The sequence below is a fragment of the Arthrobacter sp. Z4-13 genome (genome assembly GCF_054792705.1).
Genome location: NZ_CP096459.1, coordinates 1289127 through 1308922, shown reverse-complemented (window position 1 = coordinate 1308922; position 19796 = coordinate 1289127). Strand labels below are relative to the sequence as shown.

General features: G+C 65.5%; 19 protein-coding genes. 4 read left to right on the top strand and 15 right to left on the bottom strand.

Features of this window, described 5'->3' with window-relative positions; translation table 11 throughout:
• Positions 1–27: 27 nt before the first annotated feature.
• The 5 genes from M1E07_RS07820 to dxr form a co-directional block, all read right to left on the bottom strand.
• Positions 28–321: a YciI family protein gene (locus M1E07_RS07820; protein WP_461189682.1), complete on the bottom strand. Its 294-nt coding sequence runs from the start codon at positions 319–321 to the stop codon at positions 28–30.
• Between the two features lie 76 nt (positions 322–397).
• A complete protein-coding gene (locus M1E07_RS07815) occupies positions 398–910 on the bottom strand; it encodes a hypothetical protein (RefSeq protein ID WP_461189681.1) in 513 nt (170 codons plus the stop codon).
• Entirely contained in the window at positions 907–1587 is a 681-nt protein-coding gene (locus M1E07_RS07810; RefSeq protein WP_461189680.1) for a MarR family transcriptional regulator, read from the bottom strand. The genes M1E07_RS07815 and M1E07_RS07810 overlap by 4 nt, the downstream gene beginning before the upstream one ends.
• A 125-nt stretch (positions 1588–1712) precedes the next feature.
• The gene (locus M1E07_RS07805) at positions 1713–3044 is read right to left on the bottom strand and encodes a M50 family metallopeptidase (protein WP_461189679.1); all 1332 of its coding nucleotides are present in this window, start codon (positions 3042–3044) and stop codon (positions 1713–1715) included.
• 18 nt (positions 3045–3062) lie between these two features.
• Positions 3063–4247, bottom strand: a complete 1185-nt coding sequence (gene dxr, locus M1E07_RS07800) for a 1-deoxy-D-xylulose-5-phosphate reductoisomerase (protein ID WP_461189678.1) — start codon at positions 4245–4247, stop codon at positions 3063–3065.
• A gap of 73 nt (positions 4248–4320) precedes the next feature.
• On the opposite strand from dxr, the gene M1E07_RS07795 reads away from it, so the two are divergent.
• Entirely contained in the window at positions 4321–5790 is a 1470-nt protein-coding gene (locus tag M1E07_RS07795; RefSeq protein ID WP_461189677.1) for a lipase maturation factor family protein, read from the top strand.
• Here M1E07_RS07795 and M1E07_RS07790 read toward each other — a convergent pair.
• Genes M1E07_RS07790 through M1E07_RS07760 form a run of 7 tightly spaced genes read right to left on the bottom strand, consistent with a single transcriptional unit; the run spans position 5787 to position 13765 of the window.
• A complete protein-coding gene (locus M1E07_RS07790; protein WP_461189676.1) occupies positions 5787–6626 on the bottom strand; it encodes an HpcH/HpaI aldolase/citrate lyase family protein in 840 nt (279 codons plus the stop codon). The genes M1E07_RS07795 and M1E07_RS07790 overlap by 4 nt on opposite strands.
• A complete protein-coding gene (locus M1E07_RS07785; RefSeq protein WP_461189675.1) occupies positions 6623–7159 on the bottom strand; it encodes a MaoC family dehydratase in 537 nt (178 codons plus the stop codon). Before M1E07_RS07785 ends, M1E07_RS07790 begins: the two co-directional genes overlap by 4 nt.
• Complete coding sequence (locus tag M1E07_RS07780; protein ID WP_461189674.1) at positions 7156–7929, bottom strand: CoA transferase subunit B; 774 nt, start codon at positions 7927–7929, stop codon at positions 7156–7158. Before M1E07_RS07780 ends, M1E07_RS07785 begins: the two co-directional genes overlap by 4 nt.
• Positions 7930–7931: 2 nt before the next feature.
• On the bottom strand, positions 7932–8753 hold the full coding sequence (locus tag M1E07_RS07775; protein ID WP_461189673.1) for a CoA transferase subunit A: 822 nt from the start codon (positions 8751–8753) through the stop codon (positions 7932–7934).
• A gap of 35 nt (positions 8754–8788) precedes the next feature.
• On the bottom strand, positions 8789–9952 hold the full coding sequence (locus M1E07_RS07770; RefSeq protein WP_461189672.1) for an acyl-CoA dehydrogenase family protein: 1164 nt from the start codon (positions 9950–9952) through the stop codon (positions 8789–8791).
• Between the two features lie 2 nt (positions 9953–9954).
• On the bottom strand, positions 9955–12150 hold the full coding sequence (locus M1E07_RS07765; RefSeq protein ID WP_461189671.1) for an acetyl/propionyl/methylcrotonyl-CoA carboxylase subunit alpha: 2196 nt from the start codon (positions 12148–12150) through the stop codon (positions 9955–9957).
• 7 nt (positions 12151–12157) lie between these two features.
• Positions 12158–13765 (bottom strand): carboxyl transferase domain-containing protein, encoded by a 1608-nt coding sequence (locus tag M1E07_RS07760; RefSeq protein ID WP_461189670.1) that lies wholly within the window; start codon positions 13763–13765, stop codon positions 12158–12160.
• 140 nt (positions 13766–13905) lie between these two features.
• Here M1E07_RS07760 and M1E07_RS07755 point away from each other — a divergent pair, with 140 nt between their 5' ends.
• Complete coding sequence (locus tag M1E07_RS07755) at positions 13906–14685, top strand: SACE_7040 family transcriptional regulator (RefSeq protein ID WP_461189669.1); 780 nt, start codon at positions 13906–13908, stop codon at positions 14683–14685.
• A 32-nt stretch (positions 14686–14717) separates the two neighbouring features.
• Here M1E07_RS07755 and M1E07_RS07750 read toward each other — a convergent pair whose 3' ends face one another.
• The 3 genes from M1E07_RS07750 to pdhA are packed head-to-tail and all read right to left on the bottom strand — an operon-like array spanning position 14718 to position 18363.
• A complete protein-coding gene (locus tag M1E07_RS07750) occupies positions 14718–16166 on the bottom strand; it encodes a dihydrolipoamide acetyltransferase family protein (RefSeq protein WP_461189668.1) in 1449 nt (482 codons plus the stop codon).
• Complete coding sequence (locus tag M1E07_RS07745; protein ID WP_461189667.1) at positions 16163–17173, bottom strand: alpha-ketoacid dehydrogenase subunit beta; 1011 nt, start codon at positions 17171–17173, stop codon at positions 16163–16165. Before M1E07_RS07745 ends, M1E07_RS07750 begins: the two co-directional genes overlap by 4 nt.
• Complete coding sequence (pdhA, locus tag M1E07_RS07740; RefSeq protein ID WP_461189666.1) at positions 17173–18363, bottom strand: pyruvate dehydrogenase (acetyl-transferring) E1 component subunit alpha; 1191 nt, start codon at positions 18361–18363, stop codon at positions 17173–17175. The genes M1E07_RS07745 and pdhA overlap by 1 nt, the downstream gene beginning before the upstream one ends.
• A 191-nt stretch (positions 18364–18554) precedes the next feature.
• Here pdhA and M1E07_RS07735 point away from each other — a divergent pair, with 191 nt between their 5' ends.
• Positions 18555–19028 carry an Lrp/AsnC family transcriptional regulator gene (locus tag M1E07_RS07735; RefSeq protein WP_461189665.1) on the top strand — a complete coding sequence of 158 codons (474 nt, stop codon included), beginning with the start codon at positions 18555–18557 and terminating at the stop codon, positions 19026–19028.
• 132 nt (positions 19029–19160) lie between these two features.
• A complete protein-coding gene (locus tag M1E07_RS07730) occupies positions 19161–19730 on the top strand; it encodes a hypothetical protein (protein ID WP_461189664.1) in 570 nt (189 codons plus the stop codon).
• The last annotated feature ends 66 nt before the right edge of the window (positions 19731–19796 follow it).

Sequence of the window (19796 nt, the reverse complement as noted above, 5' to 3'; positions counted from 1 at the left end):
TAGAGTTGGAAGGGGGTGTTGAAGCGGCTACGCGACGAGTCCGGCGAGCACGCCGATGATGGGTGACCACTCCGTGATGCGGGTCCCGGCGATGACTCCGGCGGCGGCGAAGGGATCCTGCTTGAGGATCGAGTTGAGGGCGGCCTCGTCTGCTGTCTTGAAGATCAGGAGCGCTCCGGCGCCGTCACCGTACGGACCGCTGGCAAGGACGGCGCCGTCCTGCGCCAGGCCCGCGAGCCATTCGCGGTGCGCTGGCCGGGCCTCGTTGCGGGCTTCGGCGGAATCGGCGGCGTAAACGTACTCAACGGCAAAAACTGTCATACCGCTACCCTATCGCCCTGGCTGCCCTTGCACCCATCCGGGAGCCCTGCGGGGGCGGGACCGGACACACCTGTCCCTAAGACAGGAACAGCACTTTGACCACGGCTGCGGTTCCGGCAGCCCACAGCATGGAGGTCAGGGTTCCGATAATGAAGCGTTCGGCCGCCACGGGCGTTTCCTTCAGCTCCGCGAACCTGCCCAGGCCCTTGATGGCCACGATGTAGGCGATGGCCACGGGCTGGCCGGTAAGGATTGCCAAGCACACCCCGAGCCGCTCCAGCACTCCGATAATGGCCCCGCCCCGGAGGATGCGCTGGCTGGGAACAGGCGGCGTCAAAGCTGAAGCCCCCGACGACGGCGCGTCAGCGGCCGCTGTCAGTTCACCATCGACGTTTTGGGTTTCGACGTGCGGTCCGTCCACGGTTACGTCAGCGGCCGGGTCCTCGGCTGCCCGCTTGGCTTCCGCCGCAGCCTTGGCGGCATCCGCTTTGTCGTCGATGGTTCTGGCCAGACGGAACACCAGGGCGGTCACCGGCCAACCGGCGAAGCCCGCCACGAGCAGTGCGGCAGTGATCCAAAGTGCGGTCACCGGGCTCCTTCATTCTGGGAACGGACAATCCGGGAGTGGGCATAGTCCAGGAGCATTGCTGCTGCTGGCCTGGCTGCCCATTCTTCCTGCCAGCCGGATCGAAAGACGGCCCGGCTCACCGATTGCTCCGTAATTCCCAGCTCATGGGCGACATGCTTTTGGCTGCCATGCCTGCCCTCGCCGCCCTGGAATGCGCGCAGCCGGTCCACCACCCGCCACTGCGCCTCGGTACGTTGCTGCACTACCCTCCCGATCAGGCGAAGCACTGCCTGGGCATTTGCGCTGGTCACGGCGCCTTCCCCGGCGTCGGGCGGGATGTCCCTGCCATGGCCCATCGTGCCCGCGACCACTGACAACGGAACCTGGCCGGCTGCGCTCTTCGCGAGTTCAACAGCTCTGCGCGCCGCCACGAAAGCACTTCCAGATCCCTCCCTGGGGCTGTCCCCCGGAGCCATCCGCACGCTGCCGATCCCGATTCCGACGTACCAGTAACCACTCCGGAGCGCCTGGAGTGCGATATCCACCACGTCTGCGGCCTGCTCCACTACACCTTGGAGCTCATCACCTACGGAACGTTCAAAGGCGGCAGGCGTGAGGTCCTGCAACGCGGCAATCAGTTCCGGGACCCGGTCGACGTCGGAAGAGCTGCCCCGCTGATCAATGGTCAGAACGTACATGCCACAACTCTAAACAGCGGATTTCAGGGAATCAATCAAAAATAGCTGATTACTAAATATCAGCCGCTAAAGGCTGATGGACGAGAATCGCCCCTATGGGGTTTCCTTCAGTAGCGCTGGGCAGGTCAGCCGAAGAGGTTTACCGGCTTCACGATATCGGCGTAGATGAGGAGCGCGCTCATGCCCATGAGCAGGGCCGCCACCATGTAGGTCACCGGGAGAAGCTTGGCGATGTCGAAGGCTCCGGGGTCCGGTTTGCCAAACAGTTTGGCTACTTGGCGCCGGGCACCTTCGTAGAGCGCACCCGCAACGTGGCCGCCGTCAAGGGGCAACAGCGGAATCAGGTTGAAGACCGCCAGGGCGAAGTTCAGACCGGCAAGCAGTCCCACCAGGGTGGCCACCCGCGACTGGACGGGAATCTCCTCCATGGCGGCCACTTCACCGGCCACCCGGCCCACACCCACCACGCTGATGGGGCCATTAGGGTCGCGGGGCTCCTCGCTGAAGGCCGCTTTCGCCACGCCCACCACACGCGCCGGCAGGTTGAACACGACTCCTGCCACCTGCCGGATATTCTCGCCTGCCATCGGTAGAACAGACGACGCCGGCTGTGCCACCAGTTCTGTCTGCGCGCCAATGCCCAGGAAGCCGACGTCCTGGTAAAGCAGCGTGCCGGCGTCGTCCTTCGCCTGCCGGCCATCCGCTCCGATAATGGGCCGGGCCGACAGCACGGGAGTCACGGTGGTGGAGACGGCGGCGCCGTCCCGCTCCACGGTTATGGCCACTTCCCGTCCGGCCGAGGCCCTGATCCACTCGGTCAGCTGGTCCCAGCTGGTCACGGCTTTCCCGTCAAAGGAGGTGACGGTGTCATTGGGTTTGAGGCCGGCCGCGGCGGCAGGCGTGAGCTGGCAGTCTGCTGAATCCGGATCCACGGTCTCGCCCGCCGCCACCTGGCACTTGGAGACGTCGGAAATGGTGGTGGTGGCTGTGGCCATGCCAAAGCCCATCAGCAGGACGGCCGTCAGCACTACGCCGAGGAGCATGTTCATGGCCGGCCCACCCAGCATCACGATGATCTTTTTCCACACCGGGAGCCGGTAGAACACCCGGTTTTCGTCGCCCGGGCCCACCTCCTCGTGGGCCATGGACCGTGCTTCCGTTGCCAGGGTCTGGAACATTCCCGTGCTGGAGGGGCGAACGGATCCGTCCTCCTTGTTGGGCGGGTACATCCCGATCATGGAGACGTAGCCACCCAGCGGGATGGCCTTCACGCCGTACTCGGTTTCGCCTTTCCGGCGTGACCAGAGGGTGGGGCCAAAGCCGATCATGTACTTGGTGACGCGGACCTTGAAGAGCTTGGCGGGCAGGAGGTGGCCCACTTCATGGAGCGCGATGGAGGCAGCGATGCCGATGGCCACAAAGACGACACCGAGGACAAAAAGGAGAACGGGGGTCATGGAGATGCTTGCTGCTTCCTAGAGACTACTGACTGCTAAACGTTCGTTGGCGCGCGCACGTGCCCAGCTCTCAGCGTCCAGTACGGTTTCCACCGTCAGCCCGGAGGAGCCTGAGTGTTCGCTGAGAACTGCTGCGATGGTGTCCACGATGTCGGTGAACCGGATGCGGCCCGCGTGGAACGCGGTGACGGCTTCCTCGTTGGAGGCATTAAACACGGCGGGGAAGGTGCTGCCCTGCCTGGCCGCGTCCTTGGCGAGGTCAACGGCAGGGAACGCCGTCACGTCCAACGGCTCGAAAGTCCAGGTCACCGCCCTGGTCCAGTCGCACGCGGCGGCAGCCTTGGGCACGCGGTCCGGCCAGCCCAGCCCTAAGGCAATAGGCAGGCGCATGTCCGGCGGGGAGGCCTGCGCAATGATGGACCCGTCGATGAACTGGACCATGGAGTGCACCACGGACTGGGGATGGACCACCACATCGATCCTGTCGAGCGGCACGTCGAACAGCAGGTGTGCCTCGATCACTTCCAGGCCCTTGTTGACGAGGGTGGCCGAATTGGTGGTCACCATCACGCCCATGTCCCACGTGGGATGCGCCAGGGCCTCCTGCGGAGTGACGTCGTGGAGTTCGGCCCGGGTCCTGCCGCGGAAAGGGCCGCCCGAGGCGGTGAGGATGAGTTTGTCCACCTCGGCCGCTGACCCGGAGCGCAGGCACTGTGCGATGGCCGAGTGCTCGGAGTCGACCGGGACAATCTGGCCTTCCCGTGCTGCCGTCTTCACCAGCGAGCCGCCCACAATAAGGGATTCCTTGTTGGCAAGGGCAAGGGTGGCGCCTGATTTGAGGGCCGCCAGTGTGGGTGCAAGCCCGATGGAACCGGTGATTCCGTTGAGCACCACGTCGGCTTCGACCTCGGCAATCCGGGTGGACGCATCCGGTCCGGCAATGATCTCCGGCCGGTAACCGTGCTTTCCCGCCGCGCCCGCAGCTTCCGCGATTAACGTAGCCAGGCGCCGCGGGTCGCCGCCGGCAATGCCAACGGCCGCTGCGCGGGTGTGCACCGCTTGGCGGGCGAGGAGCTCCAGGTTGCCTCCCCCGGCGCTGAGGGCCACCACCTCGAAAAGGTGCGGGGCGCCGTCGACGACGTCAATCGCCTGGGTTCCGATGGAGCCGGTGGATCCGAGGAGGGCGATCTTGCGTGGCTGCATTGCTTAAGTATCGCCCACCATCCGTGACCCGCTGCGCCTTGACCACGGGATGGCCGGGCGTAACGTGGACTGCGTGGACTGGCTTTCCTGGTTTGACGCGCCGGAATATGAGTTCGCCCGGCAGGTGCTGCAGCGGGGTGTGGCAGCACTGTATTTTGTTGCGTTCCTGTCCTCACTGAACCAGTTCCCCGCGCTGCTGGGCGAGCGGGGCCTCCTGCCGGCGCCCAAATATCTTTCAGGCTTCAGCCGCCTGCGCCGGCCCACCCTTTTCCGCTGGCGGTATTCGGACCGGCTGCTGCGCTGGGTCTGCGCGGCAGGGTTATTGGTGTCGGCGCTGCTTGTTGCCGGTGTCCCGCAGCAGGGGCCGCCGTGGGTTCCGCTCATCGCGTTCCTGAGCCTGTGGCTGCTTTACATGTCCATCGTGAACGTCGGCCAGACGTTCTACGGCTTCGGTTGGGAGATGTTGCTCCTTGAAGCAGGGTTCACGGTGGCTTTCCTGGGTTCGAACCAAACGGACCCGCCGCGCACCATCCTGATCCTGATCGTGTGGCTGGTGTTCCGGCTGGAATTCGGCGCGGGCATGATCAAGATCCGCGGCGGCCGGGAGTGGCGTGACCTGACCGCCCTGTACTACCACCACGAGACACAGCCCATGCCGGGGCCCCTGAGCCGGCAAGCGCATCTGCTGCCCAAGCCCCTCCATAAAGTGGAAGTGCTCGGCAACCATTTCACCCAGCTGGTGGTGCCCTTCCTGCTGTTCGCGCCCCAGCCCGTTGCCAGCGTGGCTGCGGGGATTGTCATCGTCACCCAGTTGTGGCTGGTAGCCAGCGGCAACTTCGCCTGGCTGAACTGGATCGGCATCGTCCTGGCGTTCGCTGCAGTCAGCGACCCCGTGGCACACGCCGTGTTCCCTGGCATCCCCTTGGACTGGCACGGCGAAGCCGGTATGGAACGGGACACTCCCCTTTGGTGGCTGGTCCTTACCCTGGCAGTCACCCTGCTGCTGGTGGTGCTGAGTTACTGGCCTTTGCGCAACCTGTTCTCCAGCCGGCAGCTGATGAACGCCAGCTTTAACCGCTGGCAGCTGGTCAACACCTACGGCGCGTTCGGCTCTGTGACAAAGAAGCGCATTGAGATTGTGGTGGAAGGAACGCTGGATGAGGACCCGGACCGTTCCTCGGAGTGGCGGGAGTATGGCTTCAAGGGCAAGCCCGGCGATGTCCGCAGGATCCCGCGCCAGTGGGCGCCGTACCACCTGCGGCTGGACTGGCTGATGTGGTTCCTGCCGCTGCGAAGCGTCCATGAGGAGTGGTTTTACGCCTTCCTCGGCAAGCTGCTGGAAGCGGACCACCGCACTCTGCGGCTCCTCCGCCATGACCCGTTCGACGGCGTGCCCCCGCATTGGGTGCGCGTGCTCAGCTACCACTACCGGTTTGCGACGCGTCAGGAGTTCCGGGAGACCGGTGACCGCTGGGTGCGGACGCTGCTCCACGAACCGATTCCACCGGTTTCGCTGCGGCGCTCCAGCGGGCGGAAACGTTAGGCGTGCTCCCCTGCGCGCCGGATGACGGCCTCGGCGTGCTTGAGGATGGGCCCGTCAATCATCTGGCCCTTGTACTGGAAAACGCCCTGTCCGGCCGCCGCAGCGGCCTGCAGCAGTCCTGCCGCAGCCGAGACTTCCGCTTCCGACGGCGCATAAGCCCCCCTGACTACTGCTGCCTGGCTGGGATGGATGCATGCCTTGGAGCCGAAGCCTGAGGCGACGGCGTCCGCAGCTTCCGTTGCCAGGCCCGTCAGGTCCGGGATGTTGGTGTAGACGGCGTCCACGGCTTCCTTGCCGAAGGCCCGGGCGGCCAGAAGAACTGAGGACCGGGCCTGAAGCGCAACGGCCCGGTAGGCGCCGTCGTCCTTCCTGCTGGAGGTTCCGCCCAGTGATGCCAGCAGGTCCTCGGCTCCCCACATCAGGGCCACTGTGTTGGGGGCCGCGGCGATGGCCGGGGCGTTGAGGACGCCCAATGCCGTTTCACACAGTGCGATCACCTGGTAGCCGGCCAAGGCCTCCAGCTGCGCTGCACCCTCGGCTTTTGCGAGCATCACTGTTTTGTAGGGGGTGTGGGCCAGGCAATGGAGGTCCTTTTCGAATTCCTCGGTCCCGGCCGGGTTGACCCTGATGATGGTCCGGCTTGGATCCAGCTCGGGTTCATCGCCGCCGGCGCCCAGTTGGGCGAGAATGGCACCGCGGGCGCGCTGTTTGTCCGCAGGGGCGACGGCGTCCTCAAGGTCCAGGATCACGGCGTCGGCCCGGGTGGCGGCCTTCTGGTAGCGCTCCGGCCGGTCGGCAGGGCAAAAAAGCAGGGCAGGGCCCATCACAAAGGTCATACCGGTATTGTGCCCCCTTGGCCGCCGGCATGCTGCCGGTGCGCTTCCCGGATCCACATCAGGCAGCTGCGCTTCGCGAGCGCCACTACCGCACCGTCCTGGTTGCGGCCGGTATGTTCCATAGTCACGATTCCCTGGCCGGGGCGGGAGGCCGAGGGCCGCTTCCCGCTGATCACCGTCTCGGTGTAAAGGGTGTCGCCGTGGAACAGCGGGTGCGGGAAGGAGACGTCGGTCAGGCCCAGCTGGGCGATGATGGTGCCCTGCGTCAGCTGGGAGACGGACTGGCCCACCATTGTGGCGAGGGTGAACATGGAGTTCACCAGCCGCTGGCCGAAGGGCTGCCCGGCGCTCCAGGCCGCGTCGAGGTGCAGGGACTGGGTGTTCATGGTGAGGGTGGTGAAGAGGACGTTGTCGGCTTCGGTGACGGTGCGGCCGGGACGGTGGGCGTACAGCACGCCCTCCTCCAGCTCATCGAAGTACAGTCCGCGCTGCTCGATCACGCGCGGCCCGCCGTCGGACTTTTTGCCGGTCATACAGTCAGTTCCCGGTCTTCCTCAAAAAGCTCGGCGCCGGTGGCGGCTGCTACGTCCTCCACTGACACGTTGGGCGCCAGCTCACGGAGCACCAGCCGGGACCCTGAGGTGTCGGCTACGACGTCGATGACTGCCAGGTCCGTGATGATCCTGTCCACGCAGCCCTTGCCGGTCAGCGGCAGGGAGCACCGCTGGACAATTTTGGGGTTCCCGTTGCGGTCCACATGCTCCATCATCACGATGACCTTTTTGGCACCGAAAACCAGGTCCATGGCGCCACCCATGCCTTTGACCATCTTGCCCGGGATCATCCAGTTGGCGAGGTCGCCGTTCTCGGCCACCTCCATGGCGCCGAGGACCGCAACATCCACGTGGCCGCCGCGGATCATCCCGAAGGAAGAAGCCGAGTCGAAGAAGGCAGCCCCGTTGTTGACAGTGACGGTTTCCTTGCCGGCGTTGATCAGGTCCGGGTCAACAGCATCCTCTGCCGGATACGGGCCGACGCCGAGGATTCCGTTTTCGGAGTGGAGCACCACTTCAACGCCGGCCGGGATGTAGTTGGGGATCAGGGTTGGCATGCCGATGCCCAGGTTGACGTACTGGCCATTGCTGAGCTCCTGCGCCACCCGGGCGGCCAGCTCGTTACGGGTCCAGCCTTTGGCTTCCGACGTATCACGTCCGTCGCCGGGGGCGTCGTGCTGGGAGGCTGCGCGCCGGTACTCGGGACGGACGCCTTCCGGCCGTGGTGCGTAGGGGCTGTTCGGATCCATGGCTAAGCTCCTGCCTGCTGGTTGCTGCCATTCTTGATGGTGCCGTTCCCGCTGCGGCCCGGCCCGGAGGAGGCTGCGAGGGCAACGGTCCGTTTCTCGATGCGTTTCTCCGCGTCCGGAGCCAAAACCACCCGCTGGACGAAGATCCCCGGGGTGTGGATGTGTTCCGGGTCCAGCTCGCCCGGCTCCACGAGTTCCTCCACCTCGGCGATGGTGATCCGCCCGGCCATGGCGCAGAGCGGGTTGAAGTTCATGGCGGTGGCGTGGAACACCAGGTTTCCGTGGCGGTCGCCCTTCCACGCGTGGACCAGGCCAAAGTCCGGTGCCAAAGCTTCTTCCAGCACATAGTCGACCCCGGCGAAGGAGCGCACCTCCTTCGGTGCGGACGCCACCGCGATGCCTCCCTCGGCGTCGTACTTTTGCGGGAGCCCGCCCTCTGACACCTGAGTGCCGACCCCTGCTTTAGTGTAGAAGGCCGGGATGCCGGCGCCGCCCGCCCGGAGTTTTTCAGCCAGCGTTCCCTGCGGCGTGAGCACCACCTCAAGCTCGCCGGCAAGATACTGCCGGGCGAACTCCTTGTTCTCACCGACGTAGGAGCTGATGGTGCGCCGGATCCGGCCGTCGCGCAGCAGGATCCCCAGGCCCCAGTCGTCCACGCCGCAGTTGTTGCTGACTGTTTCCAGCTCCGATGTGCCGGCCCGGTGCAGCGCGTCGATGAGGGACACCGGGATGCCGCAGAGTCCGAAACCTCCCACGGCCAGGGAGGAGCCGTCCGGGATGTCCGCCACTGCTTCCTCGGCGGTGGCAACAACCTTGTCAATCATCGATGATCCTTTCAGGCCGGCTACAATCCCAGGTATTACAGACCCAGTTCGCGGGCGATCAGCATCAACTGGACCTCCGTGGTGCCCTCCCCCACTTCAAGGATCTTGGAGTCGCGGTAGTGGCGTGCCACGGTGAACTCGTTGATGAAGCCATAGCCGCCGAATACCTGGGTAGCATCCCGCGCGTTGTCCATGGCCGCCTCGCCTGCGACCATCTTAGCGATGGCCGCCTGGGTCTTGAACGGCTTTCCGGCCAGCATACGGAACGCTGCATCGTAGTAGGCCAGGCGGGCGGTATGGGCCCTTGCCTCCATGCGGGCGATCTTGAACGAGATCGCCTGGTACTTGCCGATCCGGTGGCCGAAGGCGCTGCGTTCCTTGGCGTATTTGACCGAAAGATCCACGCAGCCCTGAGCCGCGCCGGTGGCCAGGGCCGCGATGGCGATGCGGCCCTCATCCAGGATGGACAGGAAGTTGGCGTAGCCGCGGCCCTCCGCTCCCAGCAGGTTCGCTTCCGGGACGCGCACGTCCTTCAGCGTCAGCGGGTGGGTATCGGACGCGTTCCAACCCACCTTGTTGTAGGGCTTCTCCGCCCTGAAGCCTTGCGTGTCAGTGGGGACCAGGATGGTGGAAATCTCTTTCTGGACACTGCCGTCCGGGTGTTCCTTCTGGCCGGTGACGGCGGTGACGGTGACCAGGCGGGTGATGTCCGTGCCGGAGTTGGTGATGAACTCCTTGTTGCCGTTGATCACCCAATCCCCGCCCTCGCGGCGGGCATGGGTCTTGGTGCCGCCCGCGTCCGAGCCCGCCTCCGGTTCGGTCAGGCCGAAGCCGGCGAGCGCCTGGCCGGACGCCAGCATGGGCAGCCACTCCTGCTTCTGCTCCCCGGTCCCGAAGCGGTAAATCGGCATGGCGCCCAAGGACACGCCAGCCTCGAGGGTGATGGCGACGGACTGGTCCACCCGGCCCAACTGTTCCAGCGCAAGGGCCAGGGCGAAGTAGTCCCCACCCATCCCGCCGAATTCCTCCGGGAAGGGCAGTCCGAACAAACCCATCTCCGCCATCTGCTTGACTACCCCGTACGGGAAGCTGTGCTCCTCGTCATGCTTGGCCGATACCGGGGCAACCACGTTGTCCGCGAAGTCCCGGACGGTGTCGCTGAGGTCCTGGTATTCCTCGCTGAGTTCAAAACCTGCCATGTCTAGGCTCCTTCGCCATTGGGAAATTCGTCGTGTGGCTGTTCTGCGGCCGCCTCCGGGTGGATGGTGGCCAGGACCTGGCCCGCCTTCACGAGGTCGCCCGGCCGGATGGTGAGGTGGACCTTCCCTTCCAGGGGTGCCAGTAACTGGTGCTCCATCTTCATCGCCTCCACCGATGCCAGCACCTGCCCGGCCAGCACGGCGTCGCCGTCGCTGACCGGCACGGACACCACTGTTCCCGGCATCGGTGAGCGAACCGCGGGATCGGCGGCATTCTCCTCCCGGTGGATGGCCGCGAGTACCCGCTCAAGCCGCGACTCGCGGGTGAGTACCTCCAGCCGGCAGGACCAGCCTTCGTTGCCAAGGAAAAGTTCTGCGGGTACAGGGTTTTCCGGGCCCGATGGACATGGTCCGGGCTGCACCCTGGCCAAGGAGTACATCACGGCGTCATCATCAAGGGTGAGCTCTGCCTGGCCGCGTCCGGGTAAACGGAGTGTGGCGTGACGCCTGGCCCCCCCGTTAACGGCAACGGTGGCAGTCCCCTGCGGTGCGGTTCCAAACACCTGTACCGTTGCGACGCCGCCGTCGGGCGTCCCCAAACTGATCCGGCGGGGTGCCGGTGCTCCCAGGCGCCAGCCATTGCGTCCGTGCCAGGGACCGGACGGCAGGGGTATGTTGTTCTGCTCCTCGGCTGCGACGGTGATGAGTGCTGCCGCCACCAGTTCGGCCTCCGCAACCCTGCGGAACGCCAGATCCGGCAGCCTGCGCTCTATCAGGCCGGTATCGAGCCGGCCGGCACGGACCTCGGGATCGTTGATCAGCAGCCGCAGGTACTCCACGTTGGTGTCGAGCCCTAATGCTGTGTAACCGGCGAGCGCCGTGTCCAGGGTGTCGAGGGCGGCGGCGCGGTCGGCGCCCCAGGCGATGACCTTGGACATCATGGGGTCATAGCTGGCCGAAAGCTCCAGCCCCTCCACGAGGGAGGAATCAACCCGGACCGTCCCTGTACCTGCCGTCCCCGCGGGCAGCTCATCCAGCAGGAGCAGAGTCCCCGTGGACGGCAGGAAATTCTTCTCGGGTACCTCCGCGTACACGCGGGCCTCCACTGCGTGCCCGTTAAGCTCGACGTCGGCCTGCCGGACGGTCAGTTCCCCGCCGGCGGCGATCCGTACCTGCCATTCAACGAGATCGATGCCGGTCACCATCTCGGTGACAGGGTGCTCCACCTGCAGCCGGGTATTCATCTCCATGAAGTAGAACTCCTCCGGCGACTCATCGGAGACAAGGAACTCCACTGTTCCGGCGCCGCTGTAGTTCACGCTGCGGGCGGCGTTGCAGGCGGCCTCGCCGATGCGGGCACGGATTGCACCGCCCTCCGGGAGCCCTTCGAGCAGGGGCGATGGTGCCTCTTCAATAACCTTCTGGTGCCGCCGCTGCAGCGAGCATTCACGCTCGCCGAGGTGGATGACGTTGCCGTGGTTGTCAGCGAGCACCTGCACCTCGATGTGCCGCGGGGTGGACACCAGCCGCTCCAGGAACAGGGTGTCGTCGCCGAAGGCGCTTGCCGCCACCCGGCGCGCCGTGGCCAGCGCGGCCTCAAGGTCCTCCGGGCGTTCCACCACATGCATGCCCTTGCCGCCACCGCCCGCGGAGGGTTTGATCAGCAGCGGAAACCCCACGGCTCCGGCAGCACTTGCCAGCTCCCGATCCGTCATGCCCGGTTGCGCAACCCCGGGGACCACGGGGACGCCGTAGCCCGCCACATGGTTTTTGGACCGGATCTTGTCGCCCATCATGTTCAGGGCCTCCACTCCCGGGCCGATGAAGGTGATGCCCGCCTGCTCCAGGGCGCGGGCGAAGGCCACGTTTTCGCTCAGGAAGCCGTAGCCCGGGTGCACAGCTTCGGCCCCGGTCTTACGGCAGGCCTCGATGATGGCTTCGATCTTCAGGTAGCTTTCCGTGGCAGCGGCGGGGCCGATCCGGACGGCGGTGTCTGCTTCGCGCACGTGCCGGGCGCCGGCGTCGGCATCGCTGTAAACGGCGACTGACCGGATGCCCAGGGCGCGGAGCGTGCGGATGACGCGGCAGGCGATCTCCCCACGGTTGGCCACCAGGACTGTGCCGAAAAGTGATGTCCCGTTTGGGGCAGCCGCTGCGGCCGGTTCCTGCCGGGTGGCGGGCGATAGGGGCATGGTCATTGCGGACTCACATCCTGAAGAGGCCGAAGGAGGTTTCCGGCAGTGGTGTGCGGGAAACGACGTCGAGCGCCAGGCCCAGGACGGTGCGGGTATCAGTGGGATCGATGACGCCGTCATCCCACAGCCGCGCGGTGGAGTAGTAGGGGCTGCCCTGGTCCTCGTACTGCCGGCGGATGGGCGCCTTGAACGCTTCCTCATCCTCGGCCGACCACTCCTGGCCTGCGGCCTCGTACTGGTCACGCTTCACCGTGGCCAGGACGCTGGAGGCCTGGTTGCCGCCCATCACGGAGATTCGCGCCGCGGGCCACATCCACAGGAACCGTGGCGAATAGGCGCGGCCGCACATGGAGTAGTTGCCGGCGCCGAAGGAGCCGCCGATCACCACCGTGAGCTTGGGCACCCTGGCCGTGGCCACGGCGGTGACCATCTTGGCGCCGTTCTTGGCGATGCCGCCCTGCTCCGAATCCCTGCCCACCATAAAACCGGAGATGTTCTGCAGGAACACCAGCGGGATCCCGCGCTGGTCGCAGAGCTCAATAAAGTGGGCACCTTTGAGGGACGACTCACTGAACAGGACCCCGTTGTTGGCCACGATGCCTACGGGGTGCCCGTGCAGTCTGGCGAAGCCGGTCACCAAGGTGGCGCCGTACTCCTTCTTGAATTCGTGGAACCGGCCGCCGTCCACCAGCCTGCCGATCACCTCATGGACGTCGTACGGCGCATTGACGTCAGTAGGCACGGCGCCGTACAGCTCTTCAGCGTCTCCGGCGGGTTCGACGTCGTCCGCCACCTCCCACGCCGGTGGTGCCGGCGGCGGCAGGGTGGCGACGATGTCCCGGATGATCTGCAGGGCGTGTTCGTCGTTTTCGGCAAGGTGGTCCGTCACGCCGGAGATCCTCGAGTGGACTTCCCCGCCGCCGAGTTCCTCCGGACTCACGATTTCACCGATCGCGGCCTTCACCAGCGGCGGCCCGCCCAGGAAGATGGTGCCCTGGTTCCGGACAATGACGGTTTCATCGCTCATCGCAGGGACGTAGGCGCCGCCCGCTGTGCAGGACCCCATGACTGAGGCGATCTGCGGAATCTTGGCCGCCGAGAGCCTGGCCTGGTTGTAGAAGATGCGGCCGAAGTGGTCCCGGTCCGGAAAAACCTCGTCCTGCTTGGGCAGGAAGGCACCGCCGGAGTCCACCAGGTAGATGCAGGGCAGCCGGTTTTCAAAAGCGATCTCCTGGGCCCGCAGGTGCTTCTTAACTGTCATCGGATAGTACGTTCCGCCCTTGACGGTGGCGTCGTTGGAGATCACCAGCACGTGCCGGCCATGAACCAGCCCGATTCCCGCGATGACGCCGGCACCAGGGGCCTCATCGTTGTACATCCCGTTGGCGGCCAGCGGGGCGATTTCGAGGAAGGGGCTGCCGTCATCCAGCAGCTGGTCGATGCGCTCGCGGGGCAGGAGCTTGCCCCTGGCCACATGGCGTTCCCTGGACTTTTCCGGCCCGCCCAGGGCGGCGTCGGCCAGCTTCTTCCGCAGCTCTTCGGCGAGCGCCAGCTGGGCGGCACGGTTCAACACATAAGCTTCGCCTGTTGCGTCAAGCAGGGTGGCAAGGGTCTCCATTGACGTCCGTTCCTGTTCCGATCCGGGTTGCTCGAAGCCAACTCGGTTAGCGGCCAATAACTGAAATTCACGTTAGTCTGTATTAACTGTGAAGTCCAACACATACCGCTCTGGCTAGACTTGCGGTCCGAGGAGGAACTGTGGCCAGCACCGACGCCACGCAGACAGGCAGGCGCGCGTCCCCGCTTGAGCGCGGCCCCTCGACCGAGCCGTCCGCTCCGGCCGACTCGGCTCCGCCACATGGTCCGCCCGCCCAGCGCGGGTCTTCAACAGAGCGCGGGTCTTCAACAGACCGCGGGTCTTCAACAGACCGAAGCCCGTCCACCCAGCGCGGCCAGGCCAAGGAGAACCGCCGGCAGGCGCTGCTGTCTGCCGCGGCTTCGCTGTTCGCCGTCAACGGGTTCAACCGCGTATCCCTTGAGGACCTCGGCGCGGCGGCAGGAGTCAGCGGCCCGGCTGTCTACCGGCACTTTCCTGGCAAACAGGCGGTCCTCGCCGACCTGCTGGTGACCGTCAGCCAGGAACTGCTCGACGGCGGCCGCGAGGTGGTTGCCCGGAATCCCGATCCCGCGTCCTCCTTGCGATGCCTCGTGGAGTTCCAGGTGGACTTCGCCGTGGGCAAGCCGGACGTCATCCGGGTACAGGACCGGGATTTCAGTAACCTGTCCGAACAGGACCAGGCGGCCGTACGGACGCTCCAGCTGAATTATGTCGAGGTCTGGGTCGACGTCCTCGCCCAACTCCACCCGGATACGGAAATCGCGGAGCTCCGGATGCGCGCGCATGCCACGTTTGGACTCATCAATTCCACACCGCATTCCGTGCGCAGCCACGGCCGTAAAATGGCCGCCCGGTCCGCCCGTCCCCTGCTGGAGCACATGGCCCTGGCCGCGCTGCTGGTGGAGGTCCCGCAAAACTGAACGAGAGCTGCGAAAAGGGCGCCTCAGCAGCACTACACCATCGTGAGGGCCATACCCGGCTCCGCGAGGATCGCGCCTACATCCGCCAGGAAGCGTGAGCCCTGTTCCCCGTCCACCATGCGGTGGTCGAAGGACAGGCTCAGGGTGAGGACCTGGCGCAGGGCCACCTGGCCCTGATACTCCCACGGCATGTTCCGTACCGCCCCCAGAGCGAGGATGGCTGCCTCGCCCGGGTTGAGGATGGGCGTGCCGGCGTCGATCCCGAACACGCCGATGTTGGTGATCGACATGGTTCCCCCGGACAGCTCGGCGGGGGTGGTTTTGCCTGCCCGGGCGGTTTCCGTCAACTCAGTCAACGCGTCCGCGAGCTGAAGGAGGGACAGCGAGTCTGCGTCCTTGATGTTGGGAACGGTCAGTCCCCGTGGAGTTGCGGCGGCAATGCCCAGGTTCACGTAGTTATAGGTCACGATCTCCTGATTTACCTCGTCCCAATGCGCGTTCAAGGCCGGGTTCCGGCGCAGGGCAATCAGCACAGCCTTCGCTGCCAGGGTCAGCGGGGTGAGCTTGCGGCCGGCGAACTCGCGGGTGCCTTTCAGCCTGGCCAGCAGCTCCATGGCCGGCGTGACGTCCACCGTAAGGAACTCCGTGACATGCGGTGCGGTGAAGGCGCTCTGCACCATGGCAGCCGCCGTGAACTTCCGCATCCCCTTGATGGGACTCCGGGTTTCCCGCGCCCCCTGGCCAGCCTGAGCGCCGGCCGGAGTACCAGCTTCCCCGGCCGCAGTGTCCTCCGCCGACCTGCCGTCCAGAAAGTGCTGGACGTCCTCGCGGGTGATCAGGCCCTGCGGCCCCGTGGCTGTGACCAGTGCCAGGTCCACGCCCAAGTCCTTCGCAAACTTCCGTACGGGCGGGGTGGACCGGGGCCGGGTTCCGGCCGGGCCGGTTTCGACAGACCGGGTTTCGACAGGCCGGGTTTCGACAGACCGGGTTTCGACAGGCCGGGTTTCGAGAGGCTCAATCACCGGGGCCGCCGCCTGGACGAGCTCACCCGCCGGGAGCAGGGTGCGGGCGCGCCGTGCCGGCCGGGCAGAGCTTTCGACGACGGCGCCGTACCCCACCAGGTTGGGTTGCCTCTTGGCTGGCGCCCCCTCCTGCGCCGATGCGGGGGACGGCGGGACTGCCGGGGACGCAGCAGCGGTACCGGGCCCTGATGAGGGGGTGCCGGCGTCGTCCGATACTTCAAACGAGACGATGGGCTTGCCCACCTCAACAATGGTGCCGGGCTGTTCGTGGAGTTCCCGGATGACTCCCGCGAAGGGGGACGGGAGCTCCACCACTGCCTTGGCGGTTTCGACCTCCGCGATCACCTGGTTCAGGCTGACCGTGTCCCCCACCCCAACCTTCCAGCTGAGGATCTCCGATTCAGTAAGCCCTTCGCCCAGGTCCGGGAGCCGGAATTCCTTGATCATGGTGGCGCTCATCCTTCCAGCCCGCTGAGGGAGTTCGGCCGGCCCAGGGCACGGTCCACGCCGTCAAGGATGCGGTCAAGGCCCGGCAAATGGTGCATCTCCAGCTTGGAGTACGGGTACGGTACGTCGAAGCCGGTAACCCGCACAGGCGCCGCTTCAAGGTAGTAGAAGCACCGCTCGGTAATGCTGGCTGCCACCTCCGCCCCGATGCCTCCGGACTGCCCGGCCTCATGGGTTACCACCAGCCGGCCGGTCTTGCGGACCGATGCCACCACGGTGTCGTAGTCCACAGGTGCCAGCGAGCGCAGGTCGATGACTTCGATGGAGATGCCTTCATCCGCGGCGGCAAGGGCGGCGTCCCGCGCAGTCTTCACCAGCGGGCCGTAGGCCACCAGGGTGACGTCAGTGCCATCCGTCAGCACCCTCGCCTTGTCCATCGGTGCGGCTGAAAGCGGATCAACTGACTCATCGACTTCGCCCTTGTCGTGATAGCGGCGCTTGGGCTCGAAGTACAGGACGGGGTCGTCGCAGGAGATTGCCTGCTGGATGACTGTATGGGCGTCCTGCGGGTTGGAAACGGTCACCACCCGCAGCCCGGAGGTGTGCGTGAAGTAGGCTTCCGGGGATTCCGAATGGTGTTCGGGTGAGCCAATGCCGCCGCCGAACGGAACCCTGATGGTGATGGGCATTTTTACCGCGCCGCGTGTGCGGTAGTGGAGCTTGGCCACCTGGCTGACGATCTGGTCGAACGCCGGGTAGATAAAGCCGTCGAACTGGATCTCCACCACCGGGCGGTAACCGCGATAGGCCAGTCCCACGGCAGTCCCAACAATGGCGGACTCTGCCAAAGGTGTGTCCACCACGCGGTGCTTGCCGAAGTCCTTTTGAAGGCCGTCAGTGATCCTGAAGACGCCGCCCAAGGCACCGATGTCCTCGCCCAGCAGGATTACTTTCGGATCATTTTCCAGGGATTTGCGCAGGCCGGCATTGATGGCGCGGGCAAAGGTCATCTGGGTCATCAGCGTGCACCTTCTTCTGAGACGGCTTCTGCGGGATCACCGAAGGAGGCCAGGTAGCGGGTGTAATGGTCCTGCTGGCGGTCCAGCCAGGAGTTGGGGGTGCTGTAGACGTGCTTGAAAACATCCAGCGGCTGCGGCTCCGGCATGGTGGTGCAGCCGGTGCGCATTTCCCGTGCGACGGCGTCGGCCTTGTCCTTGACCTGTTGCTTCAGCGCTGCCGTCAGCAGGCCTTTGCGGTCCAACAGCGCTTCGACCCGGCTGATCGGGTCCTTCGCTGCCCAGTCCTCCAGTTCATTGGCGTCCCGGTAGCGGGTGGGGTCATCGGCCGTGGTGTGCGGACCCATCCGGTAACTGACGGCCTCAATGAAGGTGGGGCCACCGCCGCGCCGGGCCCGGTCCAGGGCCACCCGCGTTGCGGCCATCACCGCCAGGACGTCATTGCCGTCCACCCGAAGGCTGGGGATGCCGAAACCGGCTGCCCTGTCCGCCAGCTGGATGTGCGATTGGAGCCGCACCGGCTCGGAAATGGCCCAGTGGTTGTTGGTGCAGAAGAACACCACGGGCACCTGGAAGCTCGCGGCAAAGACCATCGCCTCGTTGACGTCGCCTTCGCTGGTTGCGCCGTCGCCGAAGTAGGTCACCGCCGCGGAATCAGCGCCGTCGTTTTGGATGCCCATGGCATAGCCGGTGGCGTGCAGTGTCTGGGCACCGATAATGATCTGCGGCGTGGCCATGTTGATGGCGTAGGGATCCCAACCGGACGAGGCGTTTCCGCGCCAAACCCGGACGATGTCCGTCAGGTCGACGCCCCGGCAGTACGCAACCCCGTTTTCGCGGTAGCTGGAAAAGACGAAGTCGTCCGCGCGAAGGGACCGGCCGGAGCCCACCTGCGCCGCTTCCTGCCCCAGCAGGGGCGGCCACAATGCGAGCTCACCCTGCCTCTGCAGGGCCGTGGCTTCGACGTCAATGCGCCGGACAACAGTCATGTCCTCGAACAGCGAGCACAGTTGCTCGTCGGTGATGTCCTGTACCCAAGGGTCGAATTCGGGGTGGCTCACCCGCTCCCCGGAGGGAGTAATCAGCTGCACAAGGCCTTTGCCCTGCCCGCGGATTTCCGCCATGGCATCAACGCCCGGGGCACCTGCACTGGGGGTATTTGCGCCGTCCTGGCCCGTTCCGTCTGTAGACACGATAGCCGCACCTTCTCACGTTGTTGACCGCGGACTCCGGAACTTGTGGTCCCGCTGGCCGCCGGCCCCCGGGCGCCGTTGCCCCGGATACTGTGACCATACTCACAATGCTCATTGGGTACAACCACCAGGGTCATCGTTGAGCAGAATGCTATGTCTCGTGTGTTGTGACGGTGCTAACGTTGCGCAATATGCAAGCTTTGGATGGCACCGACACCCGCCTTTTGTCTGCCCTGGCCCACGATCCCCGGCGGACGGTGGTGGCGCTGGCCCAAAAGCTTGGCCTGTCCAGGAATACGGTCCAGGCACGGATGGCCCAGCTGGAGAAAAAGCACGTCTTCCTTTCCTTCGAACGCAGGATCAATCCGGTGGCCCTCGGGTATCCCCTGATGGCGTTCATTTCCGTCCATGTCCAGCAGCAAAAGCTTGCCCAGCTGGCAACAGCCCTGGCCGATATCCCGGAAATCCTCGAAGGCTACGGGCTCACAGGCTCGGCCGACCTGCTGCTCCGGGTGGTGGCGCTGGACGCCGAGGACCTCTTCCGCATCAACGGGAAGATCCTCGCGTGCGACGGCGTGGACCGGACCGATACTGCCCTGGCGATGGGTGAGCTCATCCCCTTCCGGGTGCAGCCCCTGCTGGAGCGGGGCCCGCAGGGCAATTGACAGATCCAGCGGGACAGCCATGAAAGTACGACGGCGGCAGCGCGGGCTATAGGCTGTTGCAAGTTATTCACGGGTTCCGGGAGGTCCCCGCAACCAGGCGGGTGCCATGCGTCACGCCGGAAAGGCTCCATCTTGAGCAATCCTCAGGAACCGTACCAGCCGGGACGGGTACCGCAGCAGCTGCCGGGCCACGGTGGGCAGGCTGACCAGGCTCCCGGCGGCACCTACGCGGAACCCGGTCCATTCGGGCTGCCGGGCCAGCAGCCCCGGGTCAAAAGCCGGCGGAAACTGTGGATCATCCTGGCGGGCATCGGCGGCGTCCTGGTCCTGGTGGCCCTGGGCATCATCATCCTGGTGACCGTGGTGGGAAGTGCCACCAACCAGGCGAGGGGCCTTGCCGACGGCTTCACCAGGATGGTCATCAGCGGCCAGGGCTCGCAGGCCTACGATGAGTACCTCGACCCGGCCCTGAAGGAACAGCTGTCCAAGGAAGCGTTTATCACCGGGGTGGACACGTTGGAAATGAATGACTCGTGCAAGCCGTCCTACAACGACCTCCAGGTGGGTACCGAAAACGGGGTCAAGGCAGCGGACGTGGCCGGTGTCATTGCCTGTGAGGGCAAGGAAGTGGACCTTGCCTACCGGTTTGAAGGTACCGAGGACCTGAAGATGACTACCATCAAGCTGCGGCCCAAGGCCTAGCTGCAACGCAACAGGCAGGACCGCTGGTCCGGAACCGCCCATCGGCAGTGCTGCTGCAACCATGAA